Origin of the sequence: Pseudomonas sp. R28(2017), from assembly GCF_002112505.1 — a bacterium.
Taxonomy (GTDB): domain Bacteria; phylum Pseudomonadota; class Gammaproteobacteria; order Pseudomonadales; family Pseudomonadaceae; genus Aquipseudomonas.
The window spans coordinates 166,775-184,644 of the sequence record NZ_NEHW01000006.1 but is presented as its reverse complement, the minus strand read 5'-3'; the positions used below and the strand labels follow the sequence as shown (position 1 = coordinate 184,644).

The 17,870-nt window shown below is 63.0% G+C and carries 20 protein-coding genes; 16 read left to right on the top strand and 4 right to left on the bottom strand.

The genetic code is table 11. From position 1 onward, the window contains the following. Positions 1-43: 43 nt before the first annotated feature. The gene (locus CAF78_RS12930) at positions 44-1,132 is read right to left on the bottom strand and encodes an asparaginase (RefSeq protein ID WP_085676081.1); all 1,089 of its coding nucleotides are present in this window, start codon (positions 1,130-1,132) and stop codon (positions 44-46) included. Positions 1,133-1,432: 300 nt separating this feature from the next. On the opposite strand from CAF78_RS12930, the gene CAF78_RS12925 reads away from it, so the two are divergent. The 7 genes from CAF78_RS12925 (at position 1,433) to CAF78_RS12895 (ending at position 8,518) form a co-directional block, all read left to right on the top strand. Then, on the top strand, positions 1,433-2,389 hold the full coding sequence (locus tag CAF78_RS12925) for a sugar ABC transporter substrate-binding protein (protein WP_085676080.1): 957 nt from the start codon (positions 1,433-1,435) through the stop codon (positions 2,387-2,389). Between the two features lie 20 nt (positions 2,390-2,409). Continuing rightward, positions 2,410-3,963 (top strand): sugar ABC transporter ATP-binding protein, encoded by a 1,554-nt coding sequence (locus CAF78_RS12920; protein WP_085676079.1) that lies wholly within the window; start codon positions 2,410-2,412, stop codon positions 3,961-3,963. After that, on the top strand, positions 3,960-4,955 hold the full coding sequence (locus tag CAF78_RS12915) for an ABC transporter permease (protein ID WP_085676078.1): 996 nt from the start codon (positions 3,960-3,962) through the stop codon (positions 4,953-4,955). Before CAF78_RS12920 ends, CAF78_RS12915 begins: the two co-directional genes overlap by 4 nt. Before the next feature lie 4 nt (positions 4,956-4,959). Then, the gene (locus CAF78_RS12910) at positions 4,960-5,982 is read left to right on the top strand and encodes a LacI family DNA-binding transcriptional regulator (protein WP_085676077.1); all 1,023 of its coding nucleotides are present in this window, start codon (positions 4,960-4,962) and stop codon (positions 5,980-5,982) included. A gap of 10 nt (positions 5,983-5,992) precedes the next feature. Next, positions 5,993-6,901: a ribokinase gene (rbsK, locus tag CAF78_RS12905; protein WP_085676076.1), complete on the top strand. Its 909-nt coding sequence runs from the start codon at positions 5,993-5,995 to the stop codon at positions 6,899-6,901. Further along, complete coding sequence (gene rbsD / locus CAF78_RS12900; RefSeq protein WP_085676075.1) at positions 6,898-7,296, top strand: D-ribose pyranase; 399 nt, start codon at positions 6,898-6,900, stop codon at positions 7,294-7,296. The genes rbsK and rbsD overlap by 4 nt, the downstream gene beginning before the upstream one ends. A 214-nt stretch (positions 7,297-7,510) precedes the next feature. Further along, entirely contained in the window at positions 7,511-8,518 is a 1,008-nt protein-coding gene (locus CAF78_RS12895) for a nucleoside hydrolase (protein WP_085676074.1), read from the top strand. Here CAF78_RS12895 and CAF78_RS12890 read toward each other — a convergent pair. Beyond that, positions 8,490-8,702, bottom strand: a complete 213-nt coding sequence (locus CAF78_RS12890) for a hypothetical protein (protein ID WP_027920507.1) — start codon at positions 8,700-8,702, stop codon at positions 8,490-8,492. The genes CAF78_RS12895 and CAF78_RS12890 overlap by 29 nt on opposite strands. Positions 8,703-8,963: 261 nt before the next feature. Here CAF78_RS12890 and CAF78_RS12885 point away from each other — a divergent pair, with 261 nt between their 5' ends. Beyond that, the gene (locus CAF78_RS12885) at positions 8,964-9,284 is read left to right on the top strand and encodes an I78 family peptidase inhibitor (protein ID WP_085676073.1); all 321 of its coding nucleotides are present in this window, start codon (positions 8,964-8,966) and stop codon (positions 9,282-9,284) included. Between the two features lie 222 nt (positions 9,285-9,506). On the opposite strand, the gene CAF78_RS12880 is transcribed toward CAF78_RS12885, so the two are convergent. Beyond that, positions 9,507-9,719: a cold-shock protein gene (locus CAF78_RS12880; RefSeq protein WP_003250656.1), complete on the bottom strand. Its 213-nt coding sequence runs from the start codon at positions 9,717-9,719 to the stop codon at positions 9,507-9,509. A 162-nt stretch (positions 9,720-9,881) separates the two neighbouring features. Next, positions 9,882-10,184 (bottom strand): hypothetical protein, encoded by a 303-nt coding sequence (locus tag CAF78_RS12875; protein ID WP_085676072.1) that lies wholly within the window; start codon positions 10,182-10,184, stop codon positions 9,882-9,884. A gap of 339 nt (positions 10,185-10,523) precedes the next feature. On the opposite strand from CAF78_RS12875, the gene thrS reads away from it, so the two are divergent. From thrS to CAF78_RS12830, 8 genes are all read left to right on the top strand, one after another. Then, the gene (gene thrS / locus CAF78_RS12865; protein WP_085676071.1) at positions 10,524-12,446 is read left to right on the top strand and encodes a threonine--tRNA ligase; all 1,923 of its coding nucleotides are present in this window, start codon (positions 10,524-10,526) and stop codon (positions 12,444-12,446) included. Next, a complete protein-coding gene (gene infC, locus CAF78_RS12860) occupies positions 12,446-12,997 on the top strand; it encodes a translation initiation factor IF-3 (protein ID WP_176509498.1) in 552 nt (183 codons plus the stop codon). Before thrS ends, infC begins: the two co-directional genes overlap by 1 nt. 61 nt (positions 12,998-13,058) lie before the next feature. Next, the gene (gene rpmI, locus CAF78_RS12855; protein WP_003250667.1) at positions 13,059-13,253 is read left to right on the top strand and encodes a 50S ribosomal protein L35; all 195 of its coding nucleotides are present in this window, start codon (positions 13,059-13,061) and stop codon (positions 13,251-13,253) included. 27 nt (positions 13,254-13,280) lie between these two features. Beyond that, positions 13,281-13,637 (top strand): 50S ribosomal protein L20, encoded by a 357-nt coding sequence (gene rplT, locus CAF78_RS12850; RefSeq protein WP_003250671.1) that lies wholly within the window; start codon positions 13,281-13,283, stop codon positions 13,635-13,637. Between the two features lie 109 nt (positions 13,638-13,746). Beyond that, positions 13,747-14,763, top strand: coding sequence for a phenylalanine--tRNA ligase subunit alpha (gene pheS / locus CAF78_RS12845; RefSeq protein WP_027920503.1), 1,017 nt, complete (start codon positions 13,747-13,749; stop codon positions 14,761-14,763). Positions 14,764-14,796: 33 nt separating this feature from the next. After that, complete coding sequence (gene pheT, locus CAF78_RS12840) at positions 14,797-17,178, top strand: phenylalanine--tRNA ligase subunit beta (protein ID WP_085676070.1); 2,382 nt, start codon at positions 14,797-14,799, stop codon at positions 17,176-17,178. A gap of 4 nt (positions 17,179-17,182) precedes the next feature. Continuing rightward, positions 17,183-17,485, top strand: coding sequence for an integration host factor subunit alpha (gene ihfA, locus CAF78_RS12835; protein ID WP_003250679.1), 303 nt, complete (start codon positions 17,183-17,185; stop codon positions 17,483-17,485). Next, positions 17,466-17,822 (top strand): MerR family transcriptional regulator, encoded by a 357-nt coding sequence (locus CAF78_RS12830; protein ID WP_008100384.1) that lies wholly within the window; start codon positions 17,466-17,468, stop codon positions 17,820-17,822. Before ihfA ends, CAF78_RS12830 begins: the two co-directional genes overlap by 20 nt. Positions 17,823-17,870: the final 48 nt, after the last annotated feature.

Here is a 17,870-nt window from a genome sequence, read left to right as displayed (position 1 = left end):
AGGGCCAGAACAGGCAGCGCATCAGCCCCACGTCATACCAGTATCAGTATTCCCAGAAAATCCGCTGCAACTCCTTGCTGTCCTGGGTCTTGGTCATCGCCACCATCGCCAGGATCCGCGCCTTCTGCGGGTTCAGGTCGTGCGCCACCACCCAGTCATACTTGTCATCCGGCTGCTCGGCATTGCGCAGCACGAAACCACCCTGGTTGACGTGGGAAGAGCGAATGATCTGCACGCCGTTCTTGTGCAGTTCCTGCAGCGTCGGCACCACCCGTGACGACACCGAACCATTGCCGGTACCGGCATGGATGATCGCTTTCGCGCCGTTCTGTGCCAGCGCCTTGTACGCCGTATCGCTCACGTTGCCGTAGCTGTAGGCAATGTCCACCTGCGGCAGGCTGCTGATCTGCTTGATGTCGAACTCCGACTGGGTGGTGTGGCGCTTGGCAGGCAGGCGGAACCAGTACGACTTGCCTTCCACCACCATGCCCATCGGGCCCCAGGCGCTCTTGAACGCTTCGGTCTTGATGTTGACCGACTTGCTCACGTCGCGGCCGGACTGGATTTCGTCATTCATGGTGACCAGCACGCCCTTGCCACGCGACTGCTTGTCGCTGGCCACCGCCACGGCGTTGTACAGGTTGAGCATGCCGTCGGCGGACATCGCCGTGCCCGGGCGCATCGAGCCAACCACCACGATCGGCTTGTCGGTCTTCTCCACCAGGTTGAGGAAGTAGGCAGTTTCTTCCAGGGTATCGGTGCCATGGGTGATGACGATGCCGTCGACGTCCTTGCTGTCGGCCAGCTCGGCGACGCGCTTGGCCAGTTTCAGCAAATCGTCGTTGGTGATGCTCTCGGAGGCGATCTGCATCACCTGCTCGCCGCGCACGTTGGCAAGGTCCGCCAGTTCCGGTACGCCGGCAATCAGCTTGTCGACGCCAAGCTTGGCGGCCTGGTAGGTGGCGCTGTTGGCCGCGCTGGCGCCGGCGCCGGCAATGGTGCCGCCGGTGGCGAGGATGACGACGTTGGCCAGCTTCTGCTGGGTTTCGGCTTCCTTCGCCGAGGCAGTGGCGGGCAGGATCAGCAGCAAGGCGAGGGCGCTGGGGGCGAAGGACTTAAGTGCAGCATTCATGATTATTGTTCTCTCTCTTCCTAATGAGATGGTTGCTGTGTCGCACACAGGCCAACGCAGGTTTCGTACCAACCGCGTTGAAGGCCGGTGCGCGGGCCCCGCAGGGCCTATTCCATTCGGAACCCCGAACAAGCATAGGAAAAGGTGTTCGGTTTTTCGGAAAAATTCCGGATAATCTGCGCCAGCAGCGTCTTGACCCCGCCAGCGAAACGGATTTGACAAAACCAGGTCTTGTTTCCATAGTTACTCAACGCAAACGTTTGCGATCCGACAAAAAAACAAGATTCGGAGTCATCTCCCATGAAGCTGCCGTTCCCCGGTCGTCTGCTGGCGCTCGCCGTCATGTCCTCGCTGGCCCTCGCCATGCCACTGTCTGCCGCCCACGCAGAGGAAAAACCCAAGGTCGCGCTGGTGATGAAGTCACTGGCCAACGAGTTCTTCCGCACCATGGAAGACGGCGCCAAGGACTACCAGAAAGCCCACCCTGGCGATTTCGAGCTGGTTGCCAACGGCATCAAGAACGAAACCGACACCGGTGAACAGATCCGCATCGTCGAGCAGATGGTCAATGCCGGCGCCAAGGCCCTGGTGATCGCGCCGGCCGACTCCAAGGCGCTGGTCTCGGCGGTGAAGAAGGCCATGGACCAGGGCGTCATCGTCATCAACATCGACAACCGCCTGGACCCTGAACTGCTCAAGAGCAAAGGCATCAGCGTGCCCTTCGTCGGCCCCGACAATCGCAAGGGTGCCCGCCTGGTCGGCGATTACTTGGCTAAGGAGAAGCTCAAGGCCGGTGACCAGGTCGGCATCATCGAAGGCGTGCCGACCACCACCAACGCCCAGCAGCGTACCGCCGGCTTCAAGGACGCCATGGAAGCCGCGCAGATGAAGATCGTCTCGGTGCAATCCGGCAACTGGGAAATCGACAAGGGCAACGCCGTCGCCGCCTCCATGCTCAACGAATACCCTGACCTCAAGGCGCTGCTGGCCGGCAACGACAGCATGGCCCTGGGCGCGGTCTCGGCCGTGCGCGCCGCCGGCAAGACCGGCCAGGTGCAGGTGGTAGGCTACGACAACATCAACGCCATCAAGCCGATGCTCAAGGATGGCCGCGTGCTCGCCACCCTCGACCAGGCTGCCAGCCAGCAGGCGGTGTTCGGCATCCAGGCGGCGTTGAAAATGGTCAAGGGCGAGAAGCCGGACGTGGACGCCGACAACGTCATCCAGACCCCGGTCGAACTGATCACCCAGCCCTGACCCCAGCAGGAGACATGGCCATGACTGCATCGGCCAATGAAGTGGTGCTTGCCGCCAGCGCGCTGGGCAAAAGCTACGCCCAGCCGGTGCTGGCCGAGGTCAGCCTGGCCCTGCGCGCCGGTGAAGTGCTGGCGCTGACCGGCGAGAACGGCGCGGGCAAGAGCACCCTGTCCAAGCTCATCTGCGGCCTGGAAACACCGACCACCGGGCACATGACCTACCGCGGCCAGGCCTACGCCCCGGCCAGCCGCAGCGAGGCCGAGCGCCTTGGCGTGCGCATGGTCATGCAGGAGCTCAACCTGCTGCCGACCCTGACCGTGGCGGAAAACCTGTTCCTCGACAACCTGCCCAGCCGCTTCGGCTGGATCAGCCACAAGCGCCTGCGCCAGCTGGCCACGGCCGCCATGGCCCAGGTGGGCCTGGATGCCATCGACCCGGACACCCCGGTCGGCGAGCTGGGTATCGGCCATCAGCAGATGGTCGAGATCGCCCGCAACCTGATCGGCGACTGCCACGTGCTGATCTTCGACGAACCTACGGCGATGCTCACCGCCCGCGAAGTGGAGCTGTTGTTCACCCAGATCGAGCGCCTGCGCCAGCGCGGCGTGGCCATCGTCTACATCTCCCACCGCCTGGAGGAACTGCAACGGGTGGCCCAGCGCATCGTCGTGCTGCGCGACGGCCAGCTGGTGTGTGACGAGCCGATCCAGCGCTACACCAGTGCCGAACTGGTCAACCTGATGGTCGGCCGCGAACTGGGCGAGCATATCGACCTGGGCCGGCGCACGATCGGCGCGCCGTTGCTCAAGGTCGACAAGCTGTGCCGCGGCGACAAGGTGCGCGATGTGTCGCTGCAGGTCAGGGCAGGGGAGATCTTCGGCATCTCTGGGCTGATCGGCGCCGGGCGCACCGAGCTGTTGAGGCTGATCTACGGCGCCGACCGCGCCGACAGCGGCAGCATCGAGATCGGCCAACCGCTCAAGGCGGTGACCATCGACTCGCCCAAGGCGGCGGTAAAAGCCGGTATTGCCCTGATTACCGAGGACCGCAAAGGTGAGGGCCTGCTGCTGACGCAGTCGATCAGCGCCAACATCGCCCTCGGCAACCTGCCCGCCGTATCCCGCGCCGGGGTGCTCGACCGCGAGGCAGAGCAGGCCCTGGCCGAACGCCAGATCAGCGCCATGCGCATCCGCAGCGCAAGCCCTGCGCAGGCGGTCGGCGAGTTGTCGGGCGGTAACCAGCAGAAGGTGGTGATCGGCCGCTGGCTGGAGCGCGACTGCCAGGTGCTGCTGTTCGACGAGCCCACCCGCGGCATCGACGTCGGTGCCAAGTTCGACATCTATGGCCTGCTGGCCGAGCTGGCGCGCCAGGGCAAGGCCTTGGTGGTGGTGTCCAGCGACCTGCGCGAGCTGATGCTGATCTGCGACCGCATCGCCGTGCTCTCTGCCGGCCGCCTGATCGATACCTTCGACCGCGAACACTGGAGCCAGGACCAGCTCCTTGCCGCCGCCTTTGCCGGCTATCAAAAACGTGATGCCCTGCTGCACGAAGCAGCGCCCAGGATGGATGCATGAAGACCACACCCCTCGACACCCCGAGCGGCGCGCCTGTGCGCCGCAGCGGCAGCTATTTTGGCCTGGGCACCTACCTGGGCCTGGCCGGCGCCTTGCTGGCGATGATCGTGCTGTTCTCGTTCCTGAGCAGCCACTTCTGGTCGTACGCCACCTTCAGCACCCTGGCCAACCAGATCCCCGACCTGATGGTGCTGGCCGTGGGCATGACCTTCGTGCTGATCATCGGCGGCATCGACCTGTCGGTCGGCTCGGTGCTGGCCCTGGCGGCCTCCACGGTCAGCGTGGCGATCCTCGGCTGGGGCTGGGGCGTGCTGCCCGCGGCGCTGCTCGGCATGGCCGTCGCCGCCCTGGCCGGCAGCATTACCGGTGGCGTCACCGTGGCCTGGCGCATCCCCTCGTTCATCGTTTCGCTCGGTGTGCTGGAGATGGCCCGTGGCCTGGCCTACCAGTTCACCGACTCGCGCACCGCCTACATCGGCGATGCCTACGCCTGGTTTTCCAACCCGGTCGCCTTTGGCATCTCGCCGGCCTTCGTCATCGCCTTGCTGGTGATCGTGCTGGCCCAGCTGGTGCTGACCCGCACGGTGTTCGGCCGCTACCTGATCGGCATCGGCACCAACGAAGAGGCCGTGCGCCTGGCCGGCATCGACCCGCGCCCTTACAAGGTGCTGGTGTTCGCCCTGATGGGGCTGCTCGCCGGCCTGGCCGCGCTGTTCCAGATTTCGCGCCTGGAAGCCGCCGACCCCAACGCCGGGTCTGGCCTTGAGCTGCAGGTGATCGCCGCCGTGGTGATCGGCGGCACCAGCCTGATGGGCGGGCGCGGCTCGGTCATCAGTACCTTCTTCGGCGTGCTGATCATATCCGTGCTGGCCGCAGGCCTTGCCCAGATCGGCGCATCGGAACCCACCAAACGCATCATCACCGGGGCGGTGATCGTCATCGCCGTGGTGCTCGACACTTATCGCAGCCGGCGTGCAGGCCGGCGGAACTGACAACATGGCAACCATCAAAGACGTCGCAGCCCTCGCGGGCATTTCCTACACCACGGTATCCCATGTCCTGAACAAGACCCGCCCGGTCAGCGAGCAGGTACGGCTCAAGGTCGAGGCAGCCATCCTCGAGCTCGACTACGTGCCCAGCGCCGTGGCGCGTTCGCTCAAGGCGCGCAGCACGGCCACCATCGGCCTGCTGGTACCCAGCAGCGTCAACCCGTACTTCGCCGAGCTGGCCCGGGGCATCGAGGATGCCTGCGAGCGCAACGGCTATTGCGTGATCCTGTGCAACTCCGATGACAACCCGCAGAAGCAGCGCAGCTACCTGCGCGTGCTGCTGGAAAAACGCATCGACGGCCTGGTGGTGGCGTCGGTGGGCGAGGACGCCGACCTGCTGCAGAGCCTGACCAACGTGCGCACGCCGATGGTCATCGTCGACCGTGAACTGGAAGGCGTCGATGCCGACCTGGTGCGCATCGACCACGAGCACGGTGCCTACCTGGCGACCCGCCACCTGCTGGAGCTGGGCCATCGCGACGTCGCCTATATCGGCGGCCCGGCCGAAACCGGCGTCACTCAATTGCGCCTGAGCGGCTTCCGCCGGGCAATGGCCGAAGCCGAGGCCGAGGTGCTGGCTGGCCGTGTGCTGCATTGCGATTTCACCAGCCCGGGTGGCCATGCCGCCGCCGTGCAGCTGCTCGATGGCAAGCGGCCGACGGCCATCTTCGCCGGCAACGACATGATCGGTTTCGGCGTGTTGCGCGCCGCGGCCGAGCGCAACATCAACGTGCCGGGCGAGCTGTCGGTGATCGGCTTCGACGACATCGAGCTGAGCCGCTATGTATACCCGTCGCTGACCACGGTCGGCCAATCGATTCGCGAGCTGGGCGAGAATGCCGCCGCCTTGCTGCTGTCGCGTATCGCCACGCCGCGTCGCGAGGCGGCCGAGCAGCGCATCGTCGCCCCGCGCATCGTGCTGCGCGAATCCACCGGGCCGCGCCCGGACCTGTTCAACGATTACCGCTAAGGAATGCCCCATGAATGCCAAGGTAGTGGTGGTCGGCAGCCTCAACATGGACCTGGTGGCCCGCGCCCAGCGCCTGCCACGGGCCGGCGAAACACTGGCCGGGGAAAGCTTTTTCACCGTGCCCGGCGGCAAGGGTGCCAACCAGGCGGTGGCGGTGGCGCGCCTGGGGGGCAGCGTGGCGATGGTGGGCAATGTCGGGGATGACGCCTACGGCCAGCAGTTGCGCCAGGCGTTGGAAGTGGAAGGCATCGATTGCCAGGCGGTGAGCGTGTGCCCGGGCGTGTCCAGCGGCGTGGCGCTGATTACCGTGGACGCTGCCAGCCAGAACTGCATCGTCATCATCCCGGGCGGCAACGGGCTGCTGACGCCCGAGTCGGTGCAGCGTTTCGATGCCTTGCTGCAGGCGGCCGAGGTGATCATCTGCCAGCTCGAAGTGCCGGCCGAGACCGTGGCCTGGACCTTGGCCCGGGGCCACGCGCTGGGCAAGCAGGTGATCCTCAACCCGGCGCCGGCCACTGGCCCGTTGCCGGCGGACTGGTTTGCCCACATCGATTACCTCACGCCCAATGAAAGCGAGGCCGAGGCACTGACCGGCGAGCCGGTCAACGACCTGGACAGCGCCCGCCGTGCTGGCGAACGCTTGCTGCAACTGGGCGCCGGCAAGGTGATCGTCACCTTGGGCGCGCAAGGGGCCTTGTTCGTCAGCCGCGACGGCAGCCAGCATTTTCCGGCGCCCCAGGTGCAGCCGCTGGACACCACGGCGGCGGGCGACACCTTCATCGGCGGTTTTGCCGCTGCGCTGGTGCAGGGCAAGGAGGAGGGCGAGGCCATCGCGTTCGGCCAGCGTGCCGCCGCGTTGTCCGTCACCCGTGCCGGTGCCCAGCCGTCGATCCCTTATCTGGCGGAGCTGACGCCATGAAAAAGACTGCGCTGCTCAACGTCGCCCTGTCGCGCACCATCGCTGGGATGGGCCATGGCGACATCCTGGTGATCGGCGATGCCGGGTTGCCGGTGCCGCCGGGTGTCGAGCTGATCGACCTGGCGCTGACGGCGGGGATACCGGATTTTGCCAGCGTGCTGCGCGCGGTGTTGAGCGAGCTGCAGGTGGAGCGGCATGTGCTGGCCGAAGAGATGCAGAAGGTGGTGCCGCCGGCGCTGGTCGAGATCGAACGCCTGAAGGGCAAGCTGGGCAAGCGCGAGTGGCTGAGCCATGAGGCTTTCAAAGAGCTGTCGCGCAGTGCCCGGGCGATCGTGCGCACCGGCGAGTGCCAGCCCTACAGCAACATCGCCCTGGTTTCCGGCGTGACCTTCTAATCGTTCAATTTCTAAAGGCTGGCGAGGTCCTTGTGGGAGCAACTGTCTTGCTCAATTTCTAGAATCTGGCGCGATCCCTGTGGGAGCGGGTTTACCCGCGAACACGGGCGAAGCCCGTGCCATCCAGCGCGGTGGATTCTTCGCGGGTAAACCCGCTCCCACAGGGGCCAGTAATACTTTGGAAACATGTATCCAAGGCAACAGGAGTGCCCCCATGCTCAAACCCCTGCTACAAGGACTCACCCTCATGGCCGCAGCCGCTACCACCACCCTCCAGGCCGCCCCGCGTGACCTGATCATCGACACCGACCCCGGCGCCGACGATGTGGTCGCACTGTTCCTGGCCATGGCCTCACCTGAAGAGTTGAACATCCGCGCCATCACCACCGTCGCCGGCAACGTGCGCCTGGAAAAGACCTCGCGCAACGCCCGCCTGGCCCGCGAATGGGCCAACCGCGAAGACATCCCGGTCTACGCCGGGGCAGGGCGCCCACTGGTGCGCGCGCCCATCTACGCCGCCGACGTCCACGGCGAAGAAGGCCTGACCGGCATCCAGGTGCATGAGCCGAAAAAGCCATTGGCCGAAGGCAATGCCGTGCAGTACCTGGTCGACACCCTGGGTAGCGCCAAGCCCCACAGCATCACCCTCGCCATGCTCGGCCCACAGACCAACCTGGCCCTGGCGCTGATCCAGCGGCCAGAGATCGCCCAAGGCATCAAGGAAGTGGTGGTCATGGGTGGCGCCCACTTCAATGGTGGCAACATGACCCCGGTGGCGGAATTCAACCTCTACGCCGACCCGCATGCCGCCGAAGTAGTGCTGGCCAGTGGGGTGCAGCTCACTTATCTGCCACTGGACGTCACGCACAAAATCATCACCAGCGACGCCCGCCTCAAGCAGCTGGCTGCCGTGAACAACCAGGCCAGCCAGCGGGTGGTCGACATTCTGCAGGCTTACGTCAAGCACGACATGGACGTGTACGGCATGCCCGGTGGCCCGGTGCATGACGCCAGTGTCATCGCCTATCTGCTCAAGCCCGAACTGTTCAGCGGCCGGCGCATCCACATGAGCGTCGACAGCCGCGAAGGCCCGACCTTCGGCCAGACCATCGCCGACTGGTACGGCGTGCTCAAGCAGCCGGCCAATGTGCTGTGGGTCAACGAGGGTGACGCCCAGGGCTTTTTCGACCTGCTCAGCGCGCGCCTGGCTCGATTGCAATAGCCGCGTGCGGCGCGTAGCGCTCGAACACCTGGTCGATGAAACTGCGCGCCGCCTCGCCGCCGCGGTCGCGCACCAGCAGGTCGATGGCGATCAGCAGCAACTCTTCGGGCGTGCTGGGGCTGTAGGCGCTCTGGCCTTCGGCCCATTTGACCTTGATATCGGCGTCGATGCTGTGGCTGCTCATGAAAGGCTCTCGCTGGGGACCCAGGGCGGAGGGGCGAACACCGGATCCTGGCGTTCGAAGAAGGCACTATGCCTTCACTTCCTAAAGTAAATCATGACTTTGCGGCGCGCACCAAGCGCCTCGTCGGTTGAGCGGTAAAATTCGGTCACGATTGCCTTTGGCCTCGGTGCGCCGAGTTCAGGCAGACTTGCGCGGTTTTGCAACGAATTATTGAAAGAGCTGTCGGATCAGGCAGTTCCCAGATCGATTTTAGGAGGATTCATGTTCCGTACCCGTGCTTTCCTGGCAACCCTGGCGGTGGCTGCTGTGCTGGCTGGTTGCAGCACTGGCGGTAACAGCGGGGGTAGCAAGGCACCTGAGGCGTCGGCGGGCAATGATGGCCGCTGCGAGGCCAGCGGCGCCGATTTCGCCATCGGCAAGCCGGGCAGCGCCGAGCTGCTGGAGCAGGCGCGCAAGGCCAGTGGTTCGCAGATGGCGCGCATGCTCAAGCCGCACGACGTGGTGACCCTGGAGTACCGCTCCGAGCGCCTGAACCTGAACGTGGATGAGCAAGGTGTGGTGACCCGCGTCAACTGCGGCTGACCGGTACCTCTGTGGGAGCGGGCATGCCCGCGAACACCGGCAGAGCCGGTGCCAAACACCGCGGTGCCTGCTTCGCGGGCAAGTCGGGGCGCCGAACCGCCGCTCCCACAGGAATCGCGGCAGATGCTAGAAATTGAGCAAGACAGTTGCCCCCACTGGGCCGCAACAAAGGCCCATAAAAAAACCCGCCACAAGTGGCGGGTTTTTTTACAGCTGCCCGAATTACTCCGGACGAACCTGCGCAGCCTGCATGCCCTTCTGGCCGCGCTCGGCGACGAAGGAAACAGTCTGGCCTTCTTTCAGGCTCTTGAAGCCGTCGGATTCGATGGCTTTGAAGTGTACGAACAGGTCGTCGCCGCCGCCTGCTGGGGTGATGAAGCCGTAGCCTTTCTCATCATTGAACCATTTGACGGTGCCTTGTTGGCGATTGGACATGAGGTGAATCTCCAGAACATTTAGATTTTTCAGTGGTGCAATGTGGCCGAGGCTACGGAGCACGGGCAACATCATAGTCTAATTCTGCGCATCTAGCGCCTTTTACCTTCGCAGGATATTGATCCAGGGCAAATAATGCGTGGATCAGCCCCTGCACACGGCTCATTTCGGCTTGCAGGCAGCCTGCACGGTCATCTGTGCCTTCTTCATCAGGTTGGCATCCACGCCGTCGGTGCTGTCCAGGTCTGCGATCTCCTTATCGGTGAAATTCTTTTTGATGGCCTGGGCACCGCATTCGCAGTGCTTTTTCGCGGTTGCGGCGTCAACGCCCTGGCCGCTGGCCACCTGTTGGCACTGGGTCATGTAGTGGCCCTCCTTCCCGGCAGGGAAGTTGCCAGCATTGGCAGCCACGGGCAGCAGCAGGGCGCCGGCGGCCGCCAGGGCCAGAAGAGACGGTACTCGCATAACCAGTTACTCCTTGGGTTAAGGTCTCATCAAGAGTAGGTTGCTTCCCAAGGTCTGATAGGAAATTTTCCGCGTTAGTTCACCGCAGCCGCTTAATTTCCAAATATTTCTGCGTAGCGCGCAACCCCGCGTGCTAGCATGCCCGGCTTGCAGCTGACAACGCGCAGCTTGCAGCTATCTTTATTTCTTTCCAGTCACTCTGGTTCGTCCCTGGCAAGCCGAAAGGCTTCTGCCACTGTGAGGCAGGCTTCCCCCAAGGGAAGGCAGGTCGGATCTTGTACTGGCTCATCCCAACCCACGTGACCTTTGGTAGGGGTCACCACTAGGAGAGGAGGCGCCATGCCCGTTATTACTCTTCCCGATGGCAGTCAACGTTCGTTTGATCACGCCGTATCCGTTGCCGACGTCGCCGCTTCCATCGGCGCCGGCCTGGCCAAGGCCACCGTGGCCGGCAAGGTCGACGGCAAGCTGGTCGATGCTTGCGACCTGATCAACCACGACGCCACCCTGCAGATCATCACCCCTAAAGATGCAGAGGGACTGGAGATCATCCGCCACTCGTGCGCCCACCTGGTCGGCCACGCGGTGAAGCAGCTGTACCCGACCGCCAAGATGGTGATCGGCCCGGTGATCGACGAAGGCTTCTATTACGACATCGCCTACGAGCGCCCCTTCACCCCTGAAGACATGGCCGCCATCGAAAAGCGCATGATGGAGCTGATCGAAAAAGACTACGACGTGGTCAAGAAGATGACCCCGCGCGCCGAAGTCATCGACGTGTTCACCGCCCGTGGCGAAGACTACAAGCTGCGCCTGGTCGAAGACATGCCGGACGAGCAGGCCATGGGCCTGTACTACCACGAAGAATACGTCGACATGTGCCGTGGCCCGCACGTGCCGAACACGCGTTTCCTCAAGGCCTTCAAGCTGACCAAGCTGTCCGGCGCCTACTGGCGCGGCGATGCCAAGAACGAGCAGCTGCAGCGTGTGTACGGCACCGCCTGGGCTGACAAGAAGCAGCTGGCCGCCTACATCCAGCGCATCGAAGAAGCCGAAAAACGCGACCACCGCAAGATCGGCAAGCAGCTCGACCTCTTCCACCTGCAGGAAGAAGCCCCGGGCATGGTGTTCTGGCACGCCAACGGCTGGACCGTGTACCAGGTGCTCGAGCAGTACATGCGCCAGGTTCAGCGCGTCAACGGCTACCAGGAAATCAAGACCCCGCAGGTCGTCGACCGCATCCTCTGGGAGCGTTCCGGCCACTGGTCGAACTACGCTGAAAACATGTTCACCACCTCGTCGGAAAGCCGTGATTACGCGGTCAAGCCGATGAACTGCCCGTGCCACGTGCAGGTGTTCAACCAGGGCCTGAAGAGCTACCGCGACCTGCCGCTGCGCCTGGCCGAGTTCGGTGCCTGCCACCGTAACGAGCCATCCGGCGCCCTGCACGGCATCATGCGCGTGCGTGGCTTCGTGCAGGACGACGCGCACATCTTCTGCACCGAAGAACAGGTGAAGAAAGAAGCCGCCGACTTCATCAAGCTGACCCTGGACGTGTACAAGGACTTCGGCTTCACCGACATCGCCATGAAGCTGTCCACCCGTCCGGCCAAGCGTGTCGGCTCCGAAGAGCTGTGGGACCGTGCCGAAGGCGCACTGGCCGACGCCCTGAACGAGTCGGGCCTGGAGTGGGAATACCAGCCGGGCGAGGGCGCGTTCTACGGCCCGAAGATCGAGTTCACCCTGCGCGACTGCCTCGGCCGTAACTGGCAGTGCGGTACCCTGCAGTACGACCCGAACCTGCCAGAACGCCTGGATGCCAGCTATATCGCCGAAGATAACAGCCGGGTTCGCCCTGTCATGCTGCACCGTGCGATCCTCGGTTCGTTCGAGCGCTTCATCGGCATGCTGATCGAGCACTACGCTGGCGTGTTCCCCGCGTGGCTGGCACCGACCCAGGCGGTGATCATGAACATCACCGACAAACAGGCCGATTTCGCCCTCGAGGTGGAAAATGCCCTGAACGGTAGCGGTTTCCGTGCCAAGTCGGACTTGAGAAATGAGAAGATCGGCTTTAAAATCCGCGAGCATACTTTGCTCAAGGTCCCGTACCTTTTGGTTATAGGGGACCGTGAAGTCGAAACACGAACCGTCGCTGTGCGTACTCGCGAAGGCGCAGACCTGGGCTCCATGCCCGTCGCCCAGTTCGTTGAGCTTCTGACACAAGCGGTTTCCCGGCGTGGACGCCAAGAATCGGAGTAATGACTATTAAGCGTGAAATGAGAAACGATAAGCGTGCTGTACCGAAGGCCCCGATCAACGAGAATATCTCGGCCCGCGAGGTTCGGTTAATTGGCGCTGATGGCGAGCAGGTTGGCATCGTCTCGATTGATGAAGCGCTTCGTATCGCTGAAGAAGCGAAGCTGGATCTGGTGGAAATCTCTGCAGACGCGGTACCGCCTGTCTGCAAGGTGATGGACTACGGCAAGCACCTCTTCGAGAAGAAGAAGCAGGCCAACGAAGCCAAGAAAAACCAGAAGCAGATCCAGATCAAAGAAATCAAGTTTCGTCCAGGGACGGAAGAAGGGGATTACCAGGTAAAACTACGCAACCTGGTACGTTTCCTTACCGATGGGGACAAGGCCAAGATCTCTCTGAGATTCCGCGGCCGTGAGATGGCCCACCAGGAGCTGGGCATGGAGCTGTTGAAGCGGGTCGAAACCGACCTCGCCGAATACGGCACCGTTGAGCAGCATCCGAAGATGGAAGGACGCCAGCTTATGATGGTCATCGCCCCCAAAAAGAAGAAGTAATCTCCCGGGCACGGCAGGCCTGATGATTATTGTGTAATTTTATCGAATGCGGAGTTCCAACATGCCAAAAATGAAAACCAAGAGCGGTGCTGCGAAGCGCTTCCTGAAGACCGCTTCCGGCTTCAAGCACAAGCACGCTTTCAAGAGCCACATCCTGACCAAAATGTCGACCAAGCGTAAGCGTCAACTGCGCGGTGCCAGCCTGCTGCACCCGTCTGACGTGGCAAAAGTCGAGCGCATGCTGCGCGTACGTTAATTCTGGTTTAGATAGAGGAAGTTACTCATGGCTCGTGTTAAGCGTGGCGTCATCGCTCGTAAGCGTCACAAGAAAATTCTGAAACTGGCTAAAGGCTACTACGGTGCACGCTCGCGCGTATTCCGCGTTGCCAAGCAGGCTGTCATCAAGGCTGGTCAATATGCCTACCGTGACCGTCGTCAGAAGAAGCGTCAGTTCCGCGCACTGTGGATCGCTCGTATCAACGCCGGTGCCCGCACCAACGGTCTGTCCTACAGCCGTCTGATTGCTGGCCTGAAAAAGGCTTCGATCGAAATCGACCGTAAGGTTCTGGCCGATCTGGCAGTGAACGAAAAAGCGGCGTTTGCTGCGATTGTCGAGAAAGCTAAAGCCGTTCTGGCTTAAGTACCCGCGACAATCACCCGGCGGCGCTTGCGGCGCCGGGCATTGAACGTCATCGATAGGGGAAGAGCCTTCAAAGCTCTTCCCCTATTTTCGTATCTGGAGTCTGTACATGGAAAACCTGGATGCGCTGGTCTCCCAAGCCCTAGAGGCCGTCGAGCGCGCTGAAGACATCACTACCCTGGAACAGATCCGGGTTCAGTACCTCGGCAAGAAGGGCGAACTGACCCAGGTGATGAAGACCCTGGGCAACCTGCCAGCCGACGAGCGCCCGAAAGTCGGCGCGCTGATCAACGACGCCAAAGAACGCGTCACCGTCGTGCTCAACGCACGCAAGGCCGCCTTCGAAGAAGCCGAGCTCAGCGCTCGCCTGGCCGCCGAATGCATCGACGTCACCCTGCCAGGCCGTGGCCAGACCACCGGCGGGCTGCACCCGATCACCCGTACCCTCGAGCGCATCGAGCAGTTCTTCACCCACATCGGCTACGGCATCGCCGAAGGCCCTGAGGTCGAAGACGACTACCACAACTTCGAAGCGCTCAACATCCCCGGCCACCACCCGGCCCGGGCGATGCACGACACCTTCTACTTCAATGCCAACATGCTGCTGCGCACCCACACCTCGCCGGTGCAGGTGCGGACCATGGAGTCCACCCAGCCGCCTATCCGCATTGTATGCCCGGGCCGCGTGTACCGCTGCGACTCGGATATCACCCACTCGCCGATGTTCCACCAGGTCGAAGGCCTGCTGATCGACCGCGGCATCAACTTCGCCGACCTCAAGGGCACCATCGAAGAGTTCCTGCGCGTCTTCTTCGAGAAAGAACTGGCCGTGCGCTTCCGCCCGTCGTTCTTCCCGTTCACCGAGCCGTCCGCCGAAGTCGACATCCAGTGCGTGATGTGTTCCGGCAAGGGCTGCCGCGTGTGCAAGCAGACCGGCTGGCTGGAAGTCATGGGCTGCGGCATGGTGCACCCGAACGTGCTGCGCATGTCTGGCATCGACCCTGAAGAATTCCAGGGCTTCGCCTTCGGCATGGGCGCCGAGCGCCTGGCCATGCTGCGCTATGGCGTCAACGATTTGCGTCTGTTCTTCGACAACGACCTGCGCTTCCTCGCGCAATTCCGCTAGGTCAATGCCCGACGCAACTTTCAGGAGAACAGCATGAAATTCAGTGAACAGTGGCTGCGCGGTTGGGTAAACCCGCAAGTCTCCCGTGACGAACTGGTCGCCCGCCTGTCCATGGCCGGCCTCGAAGTCGACAGCGTGACCCCCGCTGCCGGCCAGTTCAGCGGCATCGTCGTGGGCGAGATCCTCGCCACCGAACAACACCCGGACGCCGACAAGCTGCGCGTGTGCCAGGTGAGCAACGGCCAGGAAACCTTCCAGGTCGTGTGCGGCGCGCCTAACGCCCGCCCAGGCATCAAGATCCCGTTCGCCATGATCGGCGCCGAACTGCCAGGCGACTTCAAGATCAAGAAGGCCAAGCTGCGCGGCGTCGAGTCGTTCGGCATGCTCTGCTCGGCCGCCGAGCTGCAGATCAGCGAAGAAAACGACGGCCTGCTGGAACTGGCAGCCGACGCCCCGGTGGGCGAAGACATCCGCCAGTACCTGAGCCTGGACGACGCCAGCATCGAGATCGGCCTGACCCCGAACCGCGGTGACTGCCTGTCCATCGCGGGCCTCGCCCGCGACGTCAGCGCCCTGTACGACGTGCCGGTCACCCGCCCGGTGGTGCCAGCCGTAGCCGCCGCCCACGACGAAGTGCGCCCGGTCGAAGTCAGCGCCCCGGCGGCCTGCCCACGCTACCTGGGCCGCGTCATCCGCAATGTCGACCTGAGCAAGCCGACCCCGCTGTGGATGGTCGAGCGCCTGCGCCGCAGCGACGTGCGCAGCATCGACGCCGCCGTCGACATCACCAACTACGTGATGCTCGAGCTCGGCCAGCCGATGCACGCCTTCGACCTCGCCGAAATCAACGGCGGCATCCGCGTGCGCATGGCTGAAGAGGGCGAGAAGCTGGTCCTGCTCGACGGCCAGGAAGTGGCCCTGCGTGCCGACACCCTGGTGATCGCCGACCACACCCGCGCCCTGGCCATCGCCGGCGTCATGGGTGGCGAGCACAGCGGTGTGAACACCGAAAAAACCCGCGACCTGTTCCTCGAAAGCGCCTTCTTCGAGCCGATTTCCGTCGCCGGTAAAGCCCGTTCCTACGGCCTGCACACCGACGCCTCGCACCGCTACGAGCGCGGCGTCGACTCGCAGCTGGCCCGCGAAGCCATCGAGCGCGCCACCCAGCTGATCCTCGACATCGTCGGCGGCGAAGCCGGCCCGGTGGTCGAAGCCGTCAGCGAGCAGCACCTGCCCAGCGTCGCCCCGGTCACCCTGCGCGCCGACCGCATCACCCAGATGCTCGGCATGGAGATGGACCCGGCCCAGGTCGAGCAGCTGCTCAACAACCTTGGCCTGGCGACTAAAGCTGAAGGGGCAGGGCAGTGGACCGTCAACGTCCCAAGCCACCGCTTCGACATCAGCCTGGAAGTCGACCTGATCGAAGAGCTGGCCCGCCTGTACGGTTACAACAACCTGCCAGTGCGCTACCCGCAAGCCCGCCTCGCGCCGCAAGCCCGCCCGGAAACCCGCGGCGAGCTGCCAAACCTGCGCCGCCTGCTGGTCGCCCGCGGCTACCAGGAAGCCATCACCTACAGCTTCATCGACCCGAAACTGTTCGAGCTGTTCAGCCCAGGCGTCGAGCCGCTGCTGCTGGCCAACCCGATCTCCAACGACATGGCCGCCATGCGCGCCTCGTTGTGGCCGGGCCTGGTCAAGGCACTGCAGCACAACCTCAACCGCCAGCAAGACCGCGTGCGCCTGTTCGAAAGCGGCCTGCGCTTCGTCGGCCAGCTCGGTAACCTGCAGCAGCAGCCAATGATCGCCGGCGTCGTCACCGGCAGCCGCCTGCCAGAGGGCTGGGCCAACGGTCGCGACACCATCGACTTCTTCGACGTCAAGGCCGACGTGGAAGCCCTGCTGGGCTACAGCGGCGCCCTGAGCGACTTCACCTTCGCTGCCGGCAAGCACCCAGCCCTGCACCCTGGCCAGACCGCTGTGATCCAGCGCGACGGCAAGGACGTCGGTTACCTCGGCGCCCTCCACCCAGAGCTTGCCAAAGCCCTGGACCTGGACCGCCCGGTGTTCGTCTTCGAGCTGGTGTTGGGTGATGTGGTCGAAGGCCGCCTGCCGAAATTCAGCGAACTCTCCAAGTTCCCGGAAACCCGTCGCGACCTGGCCTTGATCGCAGGACGTGATGTGGCTTCTCAAGACGTGCTTGAAGTAATTCGTGACAATGCAGGCGAATGGCTCACAGACCTCAGGCTGTTTGATGTCTACCAAGGTAAAGGCATTGATCCTGATAGAAAAAGCCTTGCCGTCGGCTTGACCTGGCAGCATCCATCGCGCACTCTTAACGACGATGAGGTGAACACTACCCTGCAAAACATCCTCACCTCGCTCGAACAAAGGTTGAACACCACGTTAAGGAAATAACGGCATGGGTGCTCTGACGAAAGCTGAGATGGCCGAAAGGCTGTACGAGGAGCTGGGGCTTAACAAGCGTGAGGCCAAGGAGCTGGTCGAGCTGTTTTTTGAAGAAATTCGGCACGCACTTGAAGAGAACGAGCAGGTCAAGTTGTCCGGTTTCGGCAACTTCGACCTTCGCGACAAACGCCAGCGGCCGGGCCGCAACCCCAAGACAGGGGAAGAGATCCCGATCACTGCACGGCGCGTCGTCACCTTTCGTCCAGGGCAGAAGTTGAAGGCCCGGGTTGAGGCCTATGCTGGAACCAAGCCATAACGACGAACTGCCCCCCATACCGGGCAAACGCTACTTCACCATTGGTGAAGTGAGCGAGTTGTGCGCCGTGAAGCCACACGTGCTGCGGTATTGGGAGCAGGAGTTTCCTCAGCTCAACCCTGTGAAGCGGCGGGGGAACCGGCGGTATTATCAGCGGCAGGATGTGCTGATGATCCGCCAGATCCGCGCCCTGCTGTATGACCAGGGGTTTACCATTGGCGGGGCGCGGTTGCGGCTCTCCAGTGATGAGGTGAAGGATGAATCGAGCCAGTACAAGCAGCTGATTCGGCAGATGATTGTCGAGTTGGAGGATGTGTTGGTGGTGTTGAAGAAGTAGGCTGATTTCTGATGAGTGGAAAATTTTTTGAGAAAAAGGTTTCATTTA